The following is a 17,024-nucleotide window of genomic DNA, read 5'->3' on the forward strand; positions in this document are numbered from 1 at the left end:
GCCGACGGCCCAACGCGGGCTACCGCGAGTCCTCCCGGTCGCGCACCCACGAGTCGGCGGCGTACTTCGACTCGACCAGCTCCGCGGCGGCGTCGAGTTCGCTGTCGGTCCACGCGCCCTCCGCCGCGCCAGCCCAGTCCGCCAGCGAGTCCTCCAGTGCGGTGACGAACGCCTCACGGTCGACGCCGGCCTGCTGGCGGATGCCGGTGACGCGCTCGCGGAACCGGTCCGGGGTCACGTCGTGGTCGGCGAACACGCCGAGGTGGCGGTCGGTCGCGAGGTCGAAGGAGATGGAGCCGTGCTGGATGACGGCGTCGCGCTGGCGGTACTGAGCGTTCCCCGAGAGCTTGCGCGGTTCGTCGTCGCCGTCGGCGAGCACGTCGTGCGCGGGGTGGATGCCCCGCAGATAGCAGGCGGGCTGGTGGATGCGAGGGTGCTCCTCGTCCGCGAAGTCCGCGTCGACACCCACCGACCGGATGGCGTCAAGCACCGGCTCGCAGAGCAGCTCGTAGCAGTCCATGAGCGAGCCCGGGAGCTCGTCGGCGGGCGCGATGATGCTGTAGGAGACGTCGGCGTGGCTGTCGTGGTAGATGCCCCCGCCGCCGGTCTGGCGGCGCGTGACGTCGATTCCCTCGCGCTCGCAGAACGCCCAGTCGACGCTGTCTTCGTCCTGCTGGTAGCCCATCGAGAGACAGCTCGGCTCCCACTGGTAGACGCGGAGGGTTCGGACGCCGTCCGTCGTGGCAGACGCGGCCGCTACCTCGTCCAGCGCCATGTTCGTCGGGCCGTCGCGTGACTCCTCGCGTATCAGTCGCCACTCCCTGTCCGCAAGCATACCAGCGGGTTCGCGGGGTCCAGACAAAGGCGTTGTGTGACGCCCCTCCGCACGTCTGGCCTAGCCGACGTCGGTGTCGGGGGCCTCGACCGCCTCGTCGAGCCCGTCGTCGCGGGCGGTCCGTTGGACGTACGACTCGATCTCCGCGTCGACCGCGCGCTCGCTCTCGGCCGCACTCTCGTCCTGCTCGTCGACGAGCTCCGTCTCGCCGGTTACTTTCTCGAACAGTGCGCCGTAATCCGAACCTGATTGTGTCTTGGACATCGGTTGTTCCTCCGCACTTGCTGGTACGTGTGAAGCGGCTTGTACACTGACCCTATCTGGTTTGGTGGCTGTTGTCATGGTCCCGCGCCGACGGTTCGCGACCGCGGCTCGGTCACTGGAGCGTCGACGCACCGAGCGACGTGTGCCGTCCGCGGCCTGTTCCCGGCGCCTGGCAGATTTCATATCGCAATATACGATTTACGGCGGCGGGGCGCGGGGACACATCGGGCTTTTACCTCCCGGCCGGTTACGGGTCGCCATGGTACAGAACGTCGCCCCGCTCGTCGCCGAGCTGGAGCCGGAGGACTTCCACCTGCTCTCGGGTGTCGAGCAGGGGATGCGCTTCTCCGAGTGGGTCCAGCGCTCGAAGATCCCGAAGTTCTCGCGACTCACCGTCGAGGAGGTCGACTACCGGCTCGACCGCTGTCTCGACCGGGGGCTGCTGGAACGCAAGACCATCCAGTACGAGGGGTACAAGCTGCAGTTCGAGGGCTACGACGCGCTCGCGCTGCACACCTTCGCGGAGCGCGACACCGTCACCGGCTTCGGCTCCTCCCTCGGGGTCGGCAAGGAGTCCGACGTGTACGAGGTACAGTCCTACCGCCCGATGGCGCTGAAGTACCACCGGGAGGGCTTCACGAACTTCCGCGAAGTGATGAAAGAGCGCGACTACACCTCCGACCGAGAGCACGTCTCCTGGCTCTACACCGCGCGAAAGGCCGCCGAGCGCGAGTACGAACGACTGGAGGCGCTCTACCCGGACGTCTCCGTCCCCCGGCCCATCGACCACAACCGCCACGCCATCGTGATGGAGAAGATGGAGGGTGTCGAGCTCTCCCGGGCAAAGCTCGACGATGCCCAGGTCGTCGGCGTGCTGGACCTGGTGCTCGCGGAGGTGACCGAGGCCTACCGGCAGGGGTTCGTCCACGCTGACATGAGTGAGTACAACGTGTTCGTCGACGAGAGCGGCGTGACGGTGTTCGACTGGCCACAGGCGGTCGAGAGCGACCACGAGAACGCGGCCGAGTTCCTCGCGCGCGACGTCCGGAACATCGTCGGCTACTTCGCGCGGAAGTACCCGGCGCAGGTCCCGGATATCGACGAGGAGAGTGTCGTCGCGGTCATCGAGGCCGGCGAGTTCGAGTCGGTGCGCGAGCACAGCGACTGAAGCGGCCGTTTCTCCGTGTTCGAGGCACCGGGGGCGGCTGCCGGGCATCGATGTGATAAACTCTATAGTACGATATCAAGTATATCTCCGCGCGAACAGCCGCCGTCCGAGCCCCGGCCGGTCGGCCCGGGCCCCGACGTGGTTGCTGGCATCACCCGCCGGCACCGCTGGTCCCATCATCTGGGACAACCCGGCACCGCTTTAGGCCCGCGACGACAAGCCATGGACGACGAAGCACAGCGTAGCGACCACCAGCGGACGACTCTCAACGCCGGATGCCAGAGGACTATCTCCCACACAGGCGGCTCTCGCTCATCCCGACGCGGTCGAACCCGACGTCGGAAGCGACGGGGAGGGACACGGAATCCACGGGTGACGAGGAGCCACCCGTTCCTGCCGTGCTGCAGTCGCTCGAGGACGACAAGTGCCGTGCGATACTCCGTGTACTGCGGGAGCCGAAGTCCGTCCCGGACCTCTGCGACGAGTGCGGGCTGGCGAACTCGACGGCGTATCGGAAGCTCGAACGGCTCCGTGATGCGGGGCTGGTCAGGGAGTACACCGAGGTTCGCCGGGACGGCCCGAACGCGACGCTGTACGAACGGGACTTCACCGAGATATCGGTCCGCATCGACGAGAACGACGAGTTCTCGCTGACCGTCGACCGGCCGACCGAGGAGCCGGAGGACCGGATGGCTGCGTTCTGGTCCGAGATGCGGAGGGAGTCATGACGGACCAACTCGTCCTCGTCCTCGGCATCGTCAAGGTCGCCGCCCTGGTGCTCGGTGGTGTCGTCTCGCTCATGGCCTACCGGGCGTACCTGAGGACCCGGCTCGACGGACTCCAGTACTTCGCGGCCGGGCTGGTGGTTATCACGCTCGGCACCTTCCTCGTGGGCGTCCTCCACCATGTCTTCGGGATTCCGAGCCTCCAGGGCATGCTCTACGAGAGCCTCGTCGCGTGCGGCGGGTTCCTGATCATGATCTACGGCCTCTACGGCCAGTAGTCCCGGTCCCTCACCGCGCTCCTGTCGAGCACGTATCGCCCGGCCACGGACAGCTGCCGGTACGTGCCTCGCACACCGGTCCGGTTCTCCCACGTTCTGGGAGTCCTCCTTCGGTCCTTATCGCCTCCACTCGGAGAGTCGGTCGATGTTCCGTTCCACCGCACCGGTCGGACGTTCAGTGAATCGCCGCCCGTCGCCCGGCGGAGGGTGTGACCGATGAGCCGCGACCTCTCGCGACGGTACGCGGACGCGCTCGTCTCGCGGAGCAGGCTCGTCGTGTTCCTGCTGGTCGTGGCCACCGTGCTCGTCGGGGCTGGCGCGGCGTTCGGAACCGACGGGGCCGACGACACCGGGGCGACCGGGGTCGACTCGGCTGAACAGGCTGCCCTCGACGAGATCCGGGCCACCTACGGCGCCGACGATGCGCTGGTCACACAGATCGTCGTCAGGGACGGGAACGTTCTCACCCGTGACTCGCTGCTGCAGAGCCTTCGCCTGCAGCGGGCGATACGGGAGAACGACTCGATCGACCCGACGCTCCGCACGGAGGCCGGCGTCGTCGGCCCCGAGAACGTCATTGCGACCGCGGCCTACGTCGAGGCCCGACGGGCTTCCAACGGGACCGACCGGACCGGGGAACCGCCCGCACCGACGCTCGACCAGCAGATCGCGGCCCTCGAATCCCGGTCGACCGGCGAGGTCGAGGCGCTCCTCGAGCGCGTGCTCGACCCGGAGACGCGGACGGCGGGCCGCGAACCGACGTCGTTCCTGCCGACCGACTACGAACCGGGGACGACACGTGCGGACGCGAGAGTGACGTTCGTGTTCCAGTCGCCCGAGCCGTCGGACGGGACGCCGGAGGAGGCGTACGCCGCACAGGTCGCCATCGACTCGCTCGTCGACGAGCGCTTCGAGGACGGCTTCGTCTTCGGTCAGGGAATCGTCGACGACGCATCCTCGCGGGCCATCGGCGACAGCTTCCTCGTCATCGCGCCCGCCGCACTGGTGCTCCTGCTCGTGGCCCTCGGCCTCGCCTACCGCGACGTGGTCGACGTGCTTGTCGGGCTGTTCGGGGTCGGCGTCGTCCTGGTGTGGCTCCAGGGCGTGCAGGGCTGGCTCGGCATCCCGTCCAGTTCTATCCTCATCGCGGTCCCGTTTCTCCTTGTCGGACTGAGCATCGACTACTCGCTGCACGTCGTCATGCGCTACCGCGAAGCCCGAACGGGAGACGGTGACGCTGCGGCTGCGGACGGTGGCGTTCCGGAGCCCGCCAGCGCGATGCGTGTCGGGATCGGCGGCGTCGTCGGGACGCTGGCGACGGCCGCGTTCACCACCGGGGTCGGCTTCCTCTCGAACTACGGGAGCCCGCTCGCCTCGATCCGCGACTTCGCCGTCCTGAGCGCCCTGGGAATCGTCGCGATGTTCGTCGTCTTCGCCGCGTTGGTACCGGCAGTCAAGGTCGAGGTCGAGCGGCTGCTCGTCCGGCTCGGACGGGACCGCGAGCAGCGCGCGTTCGGGGCCGACTCGGGACCGGTCAAACAGCTTCTCTCGTGGAGCGCAGTGCTCTCGCGACGGCTACCGGCGGTCGTCCTCGCCGCCGCCCTACTCCTTGCCGCTGGCGGTGCCTACGGAACCACGGCGCTGGACACGGAGTTCAACCAGGCGGACTTCCTCCCGGAGGACGCCCCGGAGTGGATGGAGTCGCTCCCGGAGCCGTTCGCCCCCACCGAGTACGACGTCCGTGAGGACCTGTCGTACCTGAGCGAGAACTTCCGCCAGCGTGGCGAGGGGTCGACGGTACAGGTTCTGCTGCACGGGAACCTCACGGACCCAGCGGTGCTGGAGGCGACCGACGGTGGTTCCCTTCGCGGTTCCCGGTACACGACGGTCACGACGGAGCCGGACGGCACCGTCGCGGTCGAGAGTCCGTCGTCGGTCCTCAGAGCCGTCGCCGCGCGGAACGAGACGGTCGCCGCGGCGGTCGCGGATCGCGACTCCGACGGTGACGGGCTCCCGGACAGGGACGTCGGTGCGATCTACGACCTCGTCTACACCGCCGCCCCCGAACAGGCGTCGTCGGTCCTCCACCGCACGGCGGACGGTTCGTACTCGTCTGCCCGGATGACCGTCGGCGTCCGGGGCGACGCCTCGTCCCAGTCCGTCGCTCGCGATGGACGCCGAATCGCCGACGTGGTCGAGGGTACGGCACCGGTCACGGCGGTCGCGACGGGCACGCCCGTCGTCACGGCGGTCGTCCAGAGCGCGCTGTTCGAGACCCTCGCCCAGGGGTTCGTCGTGACCCTCGGTGTCATTCTGACGTTCCTCGCCGGCCTGTACTGGTGGCGACATCGCACACCCGGACTCGCGGTCGTCGTGGTCCTGCCCGTCGTCGCCGCGCTCGCGTGGCTCCTCGGAGCGATGGCGATACTCGATATCCCGTTCAACAGCGAGACTGTGGTCATCACCGGACTGGCGATCGGCCTCGGGGTTGACTACAGCATCCACCTCACGGATCGGTTCGTCGAGGAGCGCGAGCGCCAGGCCTCGCTCGAACGGGCGCTGACGACGGCCGCCACGGGGACCGGCGGTGCGTTGCTCGGCAGTGCGGCGACGACGGCGGCGGGGTTCGGTGTGCTCGCCCTGGCACTCTCCCCGCCGCTCCACCGCTTCGGCCTCGTCACCGGACTGAGCATCGTCTTCGCCTTCGTCAGCTGCCTCACGGTCCTGCCGTCGTTGCTCGTGCTTCGCGACCGGTTCCGTCACCGAACCGGCCCGTGACGGGGCCGTTCGGGCGGGAGCCGTGAACGTGGCGAGCACCGACGTTGGCTTCCGCGGTAAATAGCTTTCCCTGGCTTTCCGACCCGGTGGGTGGACTGTCCGGTATTATACTCCCTAGCATCATCCGAAACGATATGAACGGACGAGACGACGCCGACGGACCCAGCCGACGGGAGCTGCTCACCGCCGGTGCTGGCGCGCTGGCGACGGCCGGCAGCGCCTCGCTCTCCGGCTGCACTGCGGCGATGCCACCGCTCGGCCAGGAGATCCGGTACGGACGCGTCGACGTTCCCCCGGCGGACGACCCAGCCTACCGACGCTGGGTGCCACCCGTCGATACCCAGTCCGAGAGACGGCAACCGCTCTGGCAGGACCTGATGTACACGACGCCCCGGCGGACCGGCAGCGACTCGGTCGACCGGGTCCACGTCGGGCGCGGCTTCCTCAAGTCCAGCATGGACTACTTCGGCATCGGGTACGACAACTACGATCGCGTCATCGGGAACTTCGGGACGCTGGTCGCGGAGGTCGACGTGGACCGTTCGACGGTCGACGAAACACTGCTCGGGAGCGGTTACGAGAGACGCGGCACGTACGATGGCTACGACTGCTACGGTCGCTCGGACCTCCCGCGCACCGTGGCCGTCGGGGACGAGGCACTCGTCTTCTCCCGGTCGTCGTCCCACGAGACGGACGTCCGTCGCATCATCGACACCGGCGCGGGCCGGACCGAGCCACGACACGCGCACGACGAACAGTTCGCACAGCTGACCGCGGCGGCAGGTGCACACCCGTTCACCTGGCTCGGCGTTCCCATGCCGTACGACTGGGACGCCCCGGAGACCGGCGCGCTGACCATGGCGTACGACGATTCGGCGGCTTACTTCGTCCACTACCTGCTGTTCCCAGCGGACGAGGTGCCGACGGTGAGCCGCATCAAGGAGCAGATGACGGAGGTCCAGCGGGCCGTCGACGCCTACTCGGTCGACGTCACGCTCGACGGGAACCTCGCGACCATCGAGATGCATCAGCCACTGGAACGCTACTTCCAGGACCTCGACGCGAACCGACTCAACCCGCAGGTCACCTGGGGCGTCGACCACGACACCGACGCCGGGACGGTGACCCTCCGGCACGAGGCAGGCGACGCCGTCGACGCGGACCTGCTGACGGTGTACGTCGACGAGGCGAACCGGAGTCGGGACCCGGCTGACACCCAGTTCGCCGACGAGTACGGGACGGTCACCCCGGGCGACTCGCTCACCGTCGAGGTGGGTGGACTGGACGAGTTCGTCAGGCTCGTCTTCGAGAGCGCCGACGGGGACTCGTCGATGTGGCTCGTCGACTACGACCTCGATGGGCCGGACGAATGAGTGGACACGGGGTCGGACCGTCGTCCCCCTTTCACAGCGTCGCACGGTCCCGAAACCTATAGTTTCCCCCCGACAGACACGATGGACGTGAGTGAGGACCCGAGTCTGGAGGCCGTCGTCGGCCTGCTGGACGACGAGTACGCCCGTACCGTCCTCACCGCGGTCAGCACCGAACCCATGTCCGCCACTGAACTCGCAGACCACTGCGACTGCTCGCTCCCGACGGCGTACCGCCGCCTCGAACGACTCGAGTCCGCCGGGCTCGTCGCCGAACGCACGCGACCGCGCACCGACGGCCACCACGACACTGTCTACACCGCCACGCTCGACGAGGTGTCCATCCGGCTCCGTGACGGGCGACTCCACCTGACGGTCGACCGCCGGGACGACGACCCGGCGGGCCGACTCGCCGACCTCTGGGGTGACCTCTGAGATGTTCGGGTTCGCGTTCACCACCGTCGAACTCGCGGTCATCGCCGCGGCCTCGGCCTCCACGCTCGTCGGCCTCTACATCGGCTACCAGGCCTACCGTGCGCTCGGCCGGTACGACAACCGCCCGATGTGGTACCTCTCCGTCGGCCTCATCGTGCTGACTGCCGTGACCTACAGCGTCGCCTTCGTGGGAACCGTGCTGCTGCAGGGGCGGGTGCTCCCGCTGCCGTTCCAGGACTACTTCAGGCTGGGGGTGCGGCTCCTGCAGCTGGTCGGCCTCTCGTGCATCGCGTACTCGCTGCACATCCGCGACTGACGACGGGAATACCTCGGAGGAATAAATTTTGGCGGACAAATTACTAAGAATTGGTAAGTTATTAGCCCGACCGTCTCGTTTTCGTGAAGCATGGACGACGAACGGTCATCGAAGCGGTTCGAGACGCTCGCAGTCGCACACGGTGAGGAGGCCACCCCCGGCGCGCCGGACGTCGGCGACGTGGTCTCGCCGATCCATCTCTCCTCGACGTTCGCCCTCCCGGGGCTGGACACGGAGATGAGCCTCGAGGACGTGGACCCGTCGAAAGGCGAGTTCCTCTACTCTCGACTCTCGAACCCGACCCGACACGCCCTCGAAGAGCGCCTCGCGGCGCTCGAGGGCGGGGAGCACGCCTTCGCGTTCTCCTCGGGCACCGCGGCCATCTTCACCAGCGTCCTCGCCGTCGTCGAGCCGGGCGACCACATCGTCGCCTTCGACGACCTCTACGCCGGCACCCGTCGGATGTTCGAGAACGTGTTCCGCGACCGGCTCGCCGTCGACGTGACGTTCGTCGACGCGACCGACACCGAGAACGTCGCGGACGCGATGACCGACGAGACCACGCTCGTCTGGATGGAGACGCCGACGAACCCCCGGATGAAGCTCTGTGACCTCTCGGCGATCGGCGAGGTCGCCGACGCCCACGACGCCGTCTTCGGCGTCGACAATACGTTCATGAGCCCGTACTTCCAGGCACCGCTCGACCTCGGCGCGGACATGGTCGCACACTCGACGACGAAGTTCATCAACGGGCACTCCGACTCCATCGGCGGCGCGGTCGTCACGAACGACGAGGCCATCGCCGACGAGGTCGTCTTCCTGCAGCAGGTCGGCATCGGTGACGTGCTCTCTCCGTTCGACAGCTATCTCGTCCTCCGCGGGACGAAGACGCTCCCGATGCGGATGCGCGAGCACGAGGCCAACGCGACCGTCATCGCCGAGTACCTCGACGACCACGAGCTCGTCGACTCGGTGTACTACCCGGGGCTGGAGAGCCACCCGCAGCACGAGCTCGCGGGCGAGCAGATGATGGGGTACGGCGGCGTCCTCAGCTTCGAGCTCGCCGGTGGTCTCGAGGACGCGAAGGCGTTCCTCGAGCGCCTCGAGACGTTCACGCTCGCCGTCTCCCTCGGCGGCGTCGAGTCGCTCGTCGAACACCCGGCCGCGATGACCCACGAACCGGTCCCGCGCGAGGAACGCGAGGCCCTCGGCATCACCGACACCCTCGTCCGCGTCTCCGTCGGTGTCGAGCACGTCGACGACCTCGTCGCCGACCTCGACCGCGGGTTCGCCGCGCTCGAGGAGCGTATCGCGACGCCGAAGTGACGCTATCGGCATTCTGTTAAATAGCGTGGACGATTCGCTTTATTGAGGGGATCTCTTTGCCCGACAACTGTGGCCTATGCAGGCAACTGTTCGCACACATCAAATTTACTAAATTTGAACAATATCGGAATAGGTATATGATGGTGTTCGGATTGTGTATCGGATGGCAAAAGACATCTCCGACAAGACTTCCCGAAGAAAATTACTATCGAAGATTGGCGTTGGTACCGCAGGGCTTGCCGGTCTTCCGGCACTGAGTACCGCCTCCGACGAGGAACGCGAACGTGCGACCAGTGCCGACTCGTCGAGGCGGCTCCTCGACGAACTCAACAACCCCCGAATCCTCCGAGCGTCCCGCAAGGAGGTCGAGATGGGTGAGGACCTGACCCTCACGTCGACGATCGTCCACACCGTGGTCGGCGACCTGATATACGTGGATATCGGCGACGAGCACAAAGGAATCCAGTTCCACCTGCAGTCGCGTGGCAGTCGAGCGGCGAGCAATCACTCGATTCCGACGCGCTACGAGGGGGTACCCGAAGGCGGGAAGGGCATTCTCCTCATCGATGCGGCGAACACGATGGACGAGGTCGGGTACCTACGGGATGTCTCCACCGAAGAGACCGCCCGTCTGGAATCGGTCGTCGGGGTTGACGCGACACGCATCATGTTCAATTCGACGGTGGGGCGACACGGCGGATACGAGGTGCACACCTCGGTCGAGGGTCGCGCCGGTCACCACGGTGACGCCGGTCCCACCCCGATCGACAGCGACGGAGAAGCGTACCTCGTCCCGACGGACGAGCGAGGCGACCTGCTCGAGGCGGACGTCGAACACGTCGCGGAGCCCGACGCTGTTCGGGCGCAGGGCGAGTGCCGAACCTGGGTGAACGCCTGTCTCTCATCGATTGTTACGTGTTCCGGCTGTCTGATGGCGTGTGCGTCCGTCGGCGTCGGCGCGCTCCCGATGGCACTGGCCTGTATCGCCTGCAACATGGGCTGCCATGCTGCACTTCCGACCACCTGTGGACTGGCAGTCCAGAACTGCTAACCCGAGGAGACAAACGATGACGAAACAACATTCGTTCGACAGACGTAACGTACTCAAATCCATCGCAGGCGCGGCGACCGGTGCCGTCGGCGTCGGTCTGGCGGGAACTGCCGGCGCACGGAGCAGCATCGCGCCGGGTGAACGAGGTATCCTCGAACTCCGGAAGGTGCAGCGCATCTATGAGGCCGCCGGTCGCCCTGCGGTCCGTCGCGGCGAGGAGTTCGTCGGGTCGGTCGGCAGGCACGACCTGACATCGTACACGTTCGAGACGGCCCTCGGAACGCTCCGGTACATCGAGTTCCGCTCTTACGAGGTCGCACAGTTCATGTTCGGTGACGACCTGCGCCGAAGCGAGCTCCCGCGGCAGTACGCGCTCGCCGCCGAGGTCGAGGACGCCTGCGTGATGAGCGACCTCGAAGGCGGTATCAACTACCTCCGATCGGCGACGGCGGAGGAGGAGCGCGGTCTCCAGCAGGCAACCGGGAAACGGGCGGACGAGACCACGATGTTCTACAGTTCGCGCCTCGAAGGCTACGGTGTGGTCACCCGCGACGAGGATCACCCGGAGAATTTCGTCGTGGACCCGACTGATGGTGTCGGCACGACGGCGAGCCGTACGCTCGCTGATGGTTCAGTCCGAACAGTCACACCGATGGAGGAGTGCAACATCTCTGCGTGTGCTGCATGTGGCGTGTTCAGCATGGCAGTCGTAGGTTGTCTGGTCGCGTGCGCCTCCGCAGGCGTCGGCAACATCGCCGCCGCAGTCGGCTGCATCGCGTGCCTCGTCGCCGCAGGAGTCGGAGTTGGATACAACTGCTCCGAATGCCTCGATACGTGCGAATAACCCGGTGAAAACCTGTCTCACGATGAAACTGAATACCAACGTCACGCTCGCCACACTGTCGGTCCTGGGGCTGACGATGAGCGCGTACTTCCTGTACGTCTGGTTCGGCGTTCAGAGTGGAGAGAGTCAGCTGACGAACACGGAAACGGTCCTTTTACTGCTCCTGTCTGTGTTTAACGCGCTTATCGCGATCGGCTTCGGCGTCGAAGCGATCAGGCGAAGCCTGTCCTGATGGACGACGGGGGATTCCGAAATCCTCCTTCGCAAGACCGATAGTTCCCCCCTCCGTCTGTCGCCGTGATAGACGATGGCATCCCCACCCGACCCCAGTGCCATGGAGACCGTCGCTGAGGTCCGCCTCTCGCACGACCGGTTCGTCCTCGGGTCGACCATCGCGACCCACCGAGACCTCACTATCCAGCTGACGGCGCAGGCACCGACCTCGGAGGGTGACTGGCTGCTCTTCCTGACCGCGACGGGCGACGGCGCGGGGCGACTCGCGGAGGCGCTGGACGACGATCCCACGGTCGCCGACCCCCGCAGGCTCACCGAGACCGAGGACCACTGCGTCTACCGGGTCCGAACCGTTGCCGGGCTGCGCGTCGCCGGCGTTCTCGGCGACCTCGGCTTTCGCGTGCTCGACGTCACCAGCGACGACGGCGACTGGTGCTATCGCATCCAGGGCCCGGACCGGAGCGCGCTCACCGCGTTCTTCGAGCACTGCCAGTCGGTCGGCATCGACCTCGACCTCGAACGGATCTACCGGGTTCCGGGCGCCGATGGCCCGGCACCACGGAGCCTCACGGACGGCCAGACCGAGGCGCTCCGACTCGCGAACGAGGGCGGTTACTTCGCGGTTCCGCGCGAGATGACCCTCGGCGACCTCGCGGACGAACTCGACATCTCCCGCCAGGCCGCCTCCGAGCGGCTCCGCCGTGCCGTCGGTTCGCTGCTCGAGGAGACGTTCTGAATCGAAACCGTTTCACGGAGGACCCCCCGAGTCCCGGGCAGTGCCAGACGACGACGCCAGACAGTTCTACGCGCTCTACCTCGCCCGCTTCGCGACCGGCTTCGGCCTCGTCAGCCTCCTGACGCTGCTCCCCACATACATCACCCTGTTCGAGCCGTCGGGCTTCGTCATCGGGCTGTTCACGACGGCGTTCACCGTGGCACAGACCGTGGCCGTCGTCCCGCTCGCGTGGGCCGGCGACCGCTACGACAAGCGGACGGTCCTGCTCGTGAGCCTCCTCGTCGGCGTCGTCGCCTACGCCGGCTTCGGTGCCATCGCCCTGTTCGAGGGAACGAGTCTCTCGTTCATCGCCGCCCGCGCGGTCCAGGGCATCGCCGTCACCGGCTCGGGGCTGATGACGCTCTCGCTCGTCGGCGAACGCTCCGCGTACGACGAGCGGGCGAGTCGCATCGGCACGGCGAACGCCGCCCGCTTCGCGGCGAGCATCGTCGGTGGCCTCTCCGCCGGCGTCGTCTACGACGCGTTCGGGTTCACCCCCATCTACACGACCATCGTCGTCATGCTCGCCGCCGTCTCGCTGTGGCTGTGGCTCGAGCTGGCGCCCGACGACACTCGAATCGAGGGGTTCCCGTTCTCCGACCTCGCGTTCAACGAACGCATCCTCACACTCTCGAGCTTCCGGTCGCAGTACGCCTTCGCCGTCACCCTCGTCCGAACGTGGGTCCCCATCTACGCCGGGGTCTCCGTCGCACAGGGCGGCCTCGGCTACGTCGGGTCCGCGTTCGCGGTCAGCATCGTGCTCACCTCCGAGAAGACGACGAACATGCTCCTCCAGCCGTACACGGGCCGGCTCTCGGACCGGTTCAACCGCTCCTTCTTCGTCTTCCTCGGTGGCACGATGTACGCCGCCGTCGCTGTCCTGGTCCCGTTCTCGCCGTTCATCGGTGACTGGCTCGGGCTGCCCGCGAGCTACCCGGTCGTGGGTGCACTGTCGGCCGCATTCCCGGTCGTCGTCGGCATGAACATGCTGCTCGGCGTCGCGGACTCCTTCCGCGAACCCGCGAGCATGGCACTGTTCGCCGACGAGGGGAGCGACGGCAACGGCGTCGCCTCCAGTTTCGGCGTGCGGGAACTCATCTGGCGACCCGGCAGCGTGCTCGCCCCGATGCTCGGCGGCTTCCTCATGACCGGCCCGGGGATGCACTGGGTGTTCTTCAGCGGCGGCGCGTTCGCCTTCTCCGGCGCGCTCGCGTTCCTCGGCGCGACGTGGTACACCGAGGGCCGTGGCGCCCTGACGCGCTGGTAGCGAGCCTGGCGGAAACTGGCTGCCCCCTACACTCGTGGCATGTACTCCATCTCCGTCGCGACCGCGTCGCCAACCTCGTCGCCACACTCCCGACGGACGAGGTAGAGCGCGAGGTCCAGCCCCGCGGTGACGCCCCCGCAGGTGAGCACGTCGCCGTCGTCGACGATGCGCTCGTCGCGCACGTCGGCGAACACCGAGAGGTCGTCCATCGCGCTGTGGTGGGTCGTCGCCGGGCGGTTCGTCAGCACGCCCGCCGCCGCCAGCAGCATCGCGCCGGTGCAGACGCTCGCGAGCTGTGTCTCCGGGGCCAGTGTCCGGAGCACGTCCGGGATGGTCCCGTCGTCGAACTCCCGGCGCGCGCCGGGCGAGTCCGGGTCGTTCCAGCCGCCGCCGGGGACGAGGACCAGGTCCGGCTCCACGTCCTCCAGGGCCGCGTCGGGCTCGACGCACAGCCCGTGGCTGGCCGTCACGGTCGTCGGCTCGTCGATGGTGACCAGAGTCGCCCCCATCTCGCCGCCGAACTCGCCCGCCGTCTGGAACACCTCGTACGGGCCGATGGCGTCCATCTCGTCGAAACCGTCGTACAGCACGATAGCGACGTCCATAGCTCACCTACAAGTGTAACGCTCTTATCTGTCGGGGACGATTTTCCGACCATGACCGACGACGACACCAAGGAGAACGTGGTTCCGGGCTCGGAGGAGGAGCTCGCGACACCCGACGTGCGCGGCTACGACTTCACCGGCGAGTTCGACCTCGCCGAGCTGCTCGCGAGCTACGAGACCACGGGGTTCCAGGCGACCCACCTCGCCGAGGCCATCGACATCGTGAAGCGGATGCGCGACGAGGGCGCGACGATCTACTGCACCTACACCTCGAACATCGTCTCCTCGGGCCTGCGCGAGACGCTCGCGTACCTCGCCCGCGAGGACCTCGTCGACGTGATGATCACCACCTCCGGCTCCATCACCGAGGACGTCATCAAGACCGAGAAGCCGTTCAAGATGGGCGAGTGGGACGTCGACGAGGCCGCGATGCGCGAGCGCGGCATCAACCGGCTCGGCAACATCTTCGTCCCGTCGGACCGCTACGTCTGGCTGGAGGAGTACCTCAACGACTTCTTCCCCGACTTCTTCGCCGAGGAGAAGGTCCGCACGCCCGTCGAGTTCTCGCGCGAGCTCGGCGAGACCATCGACGACGAGCACTCCATCCTCGCGAACGCCGCCGACAACGACATCCCCATCTTCTGTCCGGCGCTCACCGACGCCGAGGTCGGCAACTTCCTCTACTACTACAAGCAGGGCTACGACTCCGAGGTCGGCATTGAGATACTGCAGGACTACGACGACCTCATCGAGGAGGGCCTGCTCGCGGACAAGACGGGCCTCATCGTCATCGGTGGCGGCCTCCCGAAGCACCACGCCATCATGACGAACCTGTTCCGTGGCGGCGCGGACTACGCCGTCTACATCTCGACCGGCGTCGAGGGCGACGGCTCGCTCTCCGGTGCACCGCCGGACGAGGCCGTCTCTTGGGGGAAGATCAAGGAGGAGGTGACGAACCACGTCGAGGTGAAGGCCGAGGCGACGCTCGTCACGCCGCTGCTCGTCGCGGAGGCGTTCAAGAAGTACGAGCCGGAGCAGAGCGAGGCGGAGGCGACCGCCGCCGACGACTGACTCGCTAATCCTCCAGCAGTTCCTCGTCGCCGAACTCCGCGTGCAGTTCGCGGAGGTACTCGCGCTGCCGGTCGAGCCGTGGCGGCCGCTCCGCGTAGGTGTCCTCGAAGATGTCGTCCGGGTCTGGCTCGAACGACTCGGCCTCCTGCACCGCGGCCTCGATTCGCTCGTCGATGTCCGCCTCGACGGCCGCGATGCCCTCCTCGTCGATGCGGCCGCTCTCCAGCATGAACGACTCCAGCCGGGGCACCGGGTCGTAGCGCTTCCACTCCTCGGTGCGCTCCTCGTCGCGGTAGACCCCGGGGTCGTCCGAGGTCGAGTGTGCGCCGAGCCGGTACTGGATGGCCTCGATCAGCGTCGGGCGCTTCTCGCCTTCGAGGGGGTCGCGCGCGCCGTCGACGGCGTCGCGGGTCACCTCGTACACCGCGAGCGGGTCCATCCCGTCGACGCGGACCCCGTCGAAGCCGTAGGCGTCCGCCTTCTGGGCGATGGTCGCGCTGCCGGTCTGCCGTTCTCTCGGTACCGAAATCGCCCACTGGTTGTTGTTGCAGAAGAAGACGACGGGCGCGTCGAAGACGCCGGCGAAGTTCATCCCCTCGTGGAAGTCACCCTCGGAGGTCGCGCCGTCGCCGAAGTGGACGAGCGAGACGCGCGTGTCGCCGTCGAGCCGTGACGCCCAGCCGTGGCCGACGGCGTGGGGAACCTGGGTCGCGATGGGGTTCGCCACCGGGAACACGTTCCTGTCTTCGAGGGTCGCGTTGCCGGACTCCGAACCCATCCAGTACTCGAGGTTCGCCGCCATCGGCGCGCCACGGGCCAGCATCGCCCCGTTCTCGCGGTAGCTGGGGAACAGCCAGTCCTCGTCGTCGAGCGCGTGGACGCTCCCCACCTGTGCGCCCTCCTGCCCGTAGATCGGTGGGTAGGTACCCATCCGGCCCTGTCGCTGGAGGGAGACTGCCTTGCGGTCGAACCGGCGGGCGAGCTTCAGGTCCTCGTAGAGGTCCCGGAGCCCGTCGTCGGAGAGGGGGACGGACGCGCCGTCGACGAGGGACCCGTCGACGTCGAGCACCCGGTGAACGTCGTCATCGTCGGTAGTGATGCCCAGAGACATGCCAAGCTACCTGAAACCAGGGCAGTATCTGCGATAAAACTGCCGCCAGGCACGGTCGCTGGGGGTCGTGTTGCGAGCAGGCGACGCGTGAACCACCGCGGAGCGGACCACGGCGGTGGTGTCGTCGCACACGGACGCGTCGCACACCCGCTGGCCCGCGTGCGGTGACGGTCAGAGCACGCCGGCACTGGCCGCGTGATGGTTCATAAACCCCGCCCCCGTCGGGAACCTGCATCGTTATTCCGTGCTGGTGCGAAGGTCGACGCAGTGACAGACCTCGACCCCGCGTTCGAGCGTGCAGTCGCGGAGCTCCCCGACACCCCTGCGTGGCACGAACTCGGTGTGGAGCGTGCCAGGGCGCTGGAGGCGGAGGTGTTCTCGGGGTCGGCCGACGGCGACGTAGGGACGGCCGACCGGGCCGTCGAGCGACCGGGTGACGATGACGCGACTCCGGTCCGGCTGTACCGGCCGCCGGCGCTCGACGAGCCGGCACCGGCGCTGGTGTTCGCCCACGGCGGCGGGTTCGTCCTCGGGACACTGGACTCGGCCGACGACCTCGCGCGGCGGCTCG

Annotated in this window: 19 protein-coding genes; 15 read left to right on the forward strand and 4 right to left on the reverse strand. The window is 67.4% G+C overall.

Annotation, left to right across the window (positions count from 1 at the left end; translation table 11 throughout):
- Nucleotides 1-19: 19 nt before the first annotated feature.
- Together BLT27_RS16640 and BLT27_RS16645 are read right to left on the reverse strand one after the other, a co-directional pair.
- On the reverse strand, nt 20-835 hold the full coding sequence (locus BLT27_RS16640) for a lipoate--protein ligase family protein (protein WP_089735933.1): 816 nt from the start codon (nt 833-835) through the stop codon (nt 20-22).
- A gap of 60 nt (nt 836-895) precedes the next feature.
- Nucleotides 896-1,099, reverse strand: a complete 204-nt coding sequence (locus tag BLT27_RS16645) for a hypothetical protein (protein WP_089735936.1) — start codon at nt 1,097-1,099, stop codon at nt 896-898.
- A 259-nt stretch (nt 1,100-1,358) separates the two neighbouring features.
- On the opposite strand from BLT27_RS16645, the gene BLT27_RS16650 reads away from it, so the two are divergent.
- From BLT27_RS16650 to BLT27_RS16710, 13 genes are all read left to right on the forward strand, one after another.
- Nucleotides 1,359-2,267, forward strand: a complete 909-nt coding sequence (locus BLT27_RS16650) for a serine/threonine-protein kinase RIO2 (RefSeq protein ID WP_089735938.1) — start codon at nt 1,359-1,361, stop codon at nt 2,265-2,267.
- Between the two features lie 275 nt (nt 2,268-2,542).
- The gene (locus tag BLT27_RS16655) at nt 2,543-2,995 is read left to right on the forward strand and encodes a winged helix-turn-helix domain-containing protein (protein ID WP_089735940.1); all 453 of its coding nucleotides are present in this window, start codon (nt 2,543-2,545) and stop codon (nt 2,993-2,995) included.
- A complete protein-coding gene (locus BLT27_RS16660; RefSeq protein WP_089735942.1) occupies nt 2,992-3,270 on the forward strand; it encodes a DUF7521 family protein in 279 nt (92 codons plus the stop codon). The genes BLT27_RS16655 and BLT27_RS16660 overlap by 4 nt, the downstream gene beginning before the upstream one ends.
- 216 nt (nt 3,271-3,486) lie before the next feature.
- On the forward strand, nt 3,487-6,048 hold the full coding sequence (locus tag BLT27_RS16665; protein WP_089735944.1) for an efflux RND transporter permease subunit: 2,562 nt from the start codon (nt 3,487-3,489) through the stop codon (nt 6,046-6,048).
- Between the two features lie 134 nt (nt 6,049-6,182).
- Nucleotides 6,183-7,421, forward strand: a complete 1,239-nt coding sequence (locus BLT27_RS16670; protein WP_089735946.1) for a hypothetical protein — start codon at nt 6,183-6,185, stop codon at nt 7,419-7,421.
- Nucleotides 7,422-7,502: 81 nt separating this feature from the next.
- Nucleotides 7,503-7,853, forward strand: a complete 351-nt coding sequence (locus BLT27_RS16675) for a winged helix-turn-helix domain-containing protein (RefSeq protein WP_089735948.1) — start codon at nt 7,503-7,505, stop codon at nt 7,851-7,853.
- 1 nt (nt 7,854) lies between these two features.
- Entirely contained in the window at nt 7,855-8,169 is a 315-nt protein-coding gene (locus BLT27_RS16680) for a DUF7521 family protein (RefSeq protein ID WP_089735950.1), read from the forward strand.
- Between the two features lie 90 nt (nt 8,170-8,259).
- Entirely contained in the window at nt 8,260-9,495 is a 1,236-nt protein-coding gene (locus tag BLT27_RS16685; protein ID WP_089735952.1) for a trans-sulfuration enzyme family protein, read from the forward strand.
- A gap of 163 nt (nt 9,496-9,658) precedes the next feature.
- Complete coding sequence (locus tag BLT27_RS16690; protein WP_139172380.1) at nt 9,659-10,546, forward strand: hypothetical protein; 888 nt, start codon at nt 9,659-9,661, stop codon at nt 10,544-10,546.
- 16 nt (nt 10,547-10,562) lie between these two features.
- Complete coding sequence (locus tag BLT27_RS16695) at nt 10,563-11,390, forward strand: hypothetical protein (protein WP_089735955.1); 828 nt, start codon at nt 10,563-10,565, stop codon at nt 11,388-11,390.
- A gap of 22 nt (nt 11,391-11,412) precedes the next feature.
- A complete protein-coding gene (locus tag BLT27_RS16700; RefSeq protein WP_089735957.1) occupies nt 11,413-11,622 on the forward strand; it encodes a hypothetical protein in 210 nt (69 codons plus the stop codon).
- 75 nt (nt 11,623-11,697) lie between these two features.
- The gene (locus BLT27_RS16705) at nt 11,698-12,360 is read left to right on the forward strand and encodes a helix-turn-helix domain-containing protein (protein WP_089735959.1); all 663 of its coding nucleotides are present in this window, start codon (nt 11,698-11,700) and stop codon (nt 12,358-12,360) included.
- A gap of 40 nt (nt 12,361-12,400) precedes the next feature.
- Nucleotides 12,401-13,666 carry an MFS transporter gene (locus BLT27_RS16710; protein WP_089735962.1) on the forward strand — a complete coding sequence of 422 codons (1,266 nt, stop codon included), beginning with the start codon at nt 12,401-12,403 and terminating at the stop codon, nt 13,664-13,666.
- Between the two features lie 26 nt (nt 13,667-13,692).
- Here the strand turns inward: BLT27_RS16710 and BLT27_RS16715 are convergent, their stop codons facing one another.
- Nucleotides 13,693-14,271, reverse strand: coding sequence for a DJ-1/PfpI family protein (locus BLT27_RS16715; protein WP_089735964.1), 579 nt, complete (start codon nt 14,269-14,271; stop codon nt 13,693-13,695).
- Nucleotides 14,272-14,322: 51 nt separating this feature from the next.
- Between BLT27_RS16715 and BLT27_RS16720 the strand changes: the two genes are divergently transcribed.
- Nucleotides 14,323-15,342: a deoxyhypusine synthase gene (locus BLT27_RS16720; protein ID WP_089735966.1), complete on the forward strand. Its 1,020-nt coding sequence runs from the start codon at nt 14,323-14,325 to the stop codon at nt 15,340-15,342.
- 4 nt (nt 15,343-15,346) lie between these two features.
- Here BLT27_RS16720 and pdhA read toward each other — a convergent pair whose 3' ends face one another.
- A complete protein-coding gene (pdhA, locus tag BLT27_RS16725; RefSeq protein ID WP_089735968.1) occupies nt 15,347-16,453 on the reverse strand; it encodes a pyruvate dehydrogenase (acetyl-transferring) E1 component subunit alpha in 1,107 nt (368 codons plus the stop codon).
- A 267-nt stretch (nt 16,454-16,720) separates the two neighbouring features.
- On the opposite strand from pdhA, the gene BLT27_RS16730 reads away from it, so the two are divergent.
- The coding region (locus BLT27_RS16730) for an alpha/beta hydrolase (RefSeq protein ID WP_368086038.1) at nt 16,721-17,024 on the forward strand (304 nt) is incomplete at its 3' end.

It is taken from the genome of Haloarchaeobius iranensis, assembly GCF_900103505.1.
GTDB lineage: Archaea > Halobacteriota > Halobacteria > Halobacteriales > Natrialbaceae > Haloarchaeobius > Haloarchaeobius iranensis.

Excerpts from the sequence above, each read along its gene's own strand:
- BLT27_RS16660 (WP_089735942.1), top strand. The coding sequence starts at position 2,992 with ATGACGGACCAACTCGTCCTCGTCCTCGGCATCGTCAAGGTCGCCGCC.
- BLT27_RS16670 (WP_089735946.1), top strand. The coding sequence starts at position 6,183 with ATGAACGGACGAGACGACGCCGACGGACCCAGCCGACGGGAGCTGCTC.
- BLT27_RS16695 (WP_089735955.1), top strand. The coding sequence starts at position 10,563 with ATGACGAAACAACATTCGTTCGACAGACGTAACGTACTCAAATCCATC.
- pdhA (WP_089735968.1), bottom strand. The coding sequence starts at position 16,453 with ATGTCTCTGGGCATCACTACCGACGATGACGACGTTCACCGGGTGCTC.
- BLT27_RS16690 (WP_139172380.1), top strand. The coding sequence starts at position 9,659 with ATGGCAAAAGACATCTCCGACAAGACTTCCCGAAGAAAATTACTATCG.
- BLT27_RS16720 (WP_089735966.1), top strand. The coding sequence starts at position 14,323 with ATGACCGACGACGACACCAAGGAGAACGTGGTTCCGGGCTCGGAGGAG.
- BLT27_RS16645 (WP_089735936.1), bottom strand. The coding sequence starts at position 1,099 with ATGTCCAAGACACAATCAGGTTCGGATTACGGCGCACTGTTCGAGAAA.
- BLT27_RS16715 (WP_089735964.1), bottom strand. The coding sequence starts at position 14,271 with ATGGACGTCGCTATCGTGCTGTACGACGGTTTCGACGAGATGGACGCC.
- BLT27_RS16650 (WP_089735938.1), top strand. The coding sequence starts at position 1,359 with ATGGTACAGAACGTCGCCCCGCTCGTCGCCGAGCTGGAGCCGGAGGAC.
- BLT27_RS16700 (WP_089735957.1), top strand. The coding sequence starts at position 11,413 with ATGAAACTGAATACCAACGTCACGCTCGCCACACTGTCGGTCCTGGGG.
- BLT27_RS16640 (WP_089735933.1), bottom strand. The coding sequence starts at position 835 with ATGCTTGCGGACAGGGAGTGGCGACTGATACGCGAGGAGTCACGCGAC.
- BLT27_RS16680 (WP_089735950.1), top strand. The coding sequence starts at position 7,855 with ATGTTCGGGTTCGCGTTCACCACCGTCGAACTCGCGGTCATCGCCGCG.
- BLT27_RS16675 (WP_089735948.1), top strand. The coding sequence starts at position 7,503 with ATGGACGTGAGTGAGGACCCGAGTCTGGAGGCCGTCGTCGGCCTGCTG.
- BLT27_RS16655 (WP_089735940.1), top strand. The coding sequence starts at position 2,543 with ATGCCAGAGGACTATCTCCCACACAGGCGGCTCTCGCTCATCCCGACG.
- BLT27_RS16665 (WP_089735944.1), top strand. The coding sequence starts at position 3,487 with ATGAGCCGCGACCTCTCGCGACGGTACGCGGACGCGCTCGTCTCGCGG.
- BLT27_RS16685 (WP_089735952.1), top strand. The coding sequence starts at position 8,260 with ATGGACGACGAACGGTCATCGAAGCGGTTCGAGACGCTCGCAGTCGCA.
- BLT27_RS16705 (WP_089735959.1), top strand. The coding sequence starts at position 11,698 with ATGGCATCCCCACCCGACCCCAGTGCCATGGAGACCGTCGCTGAGGTC.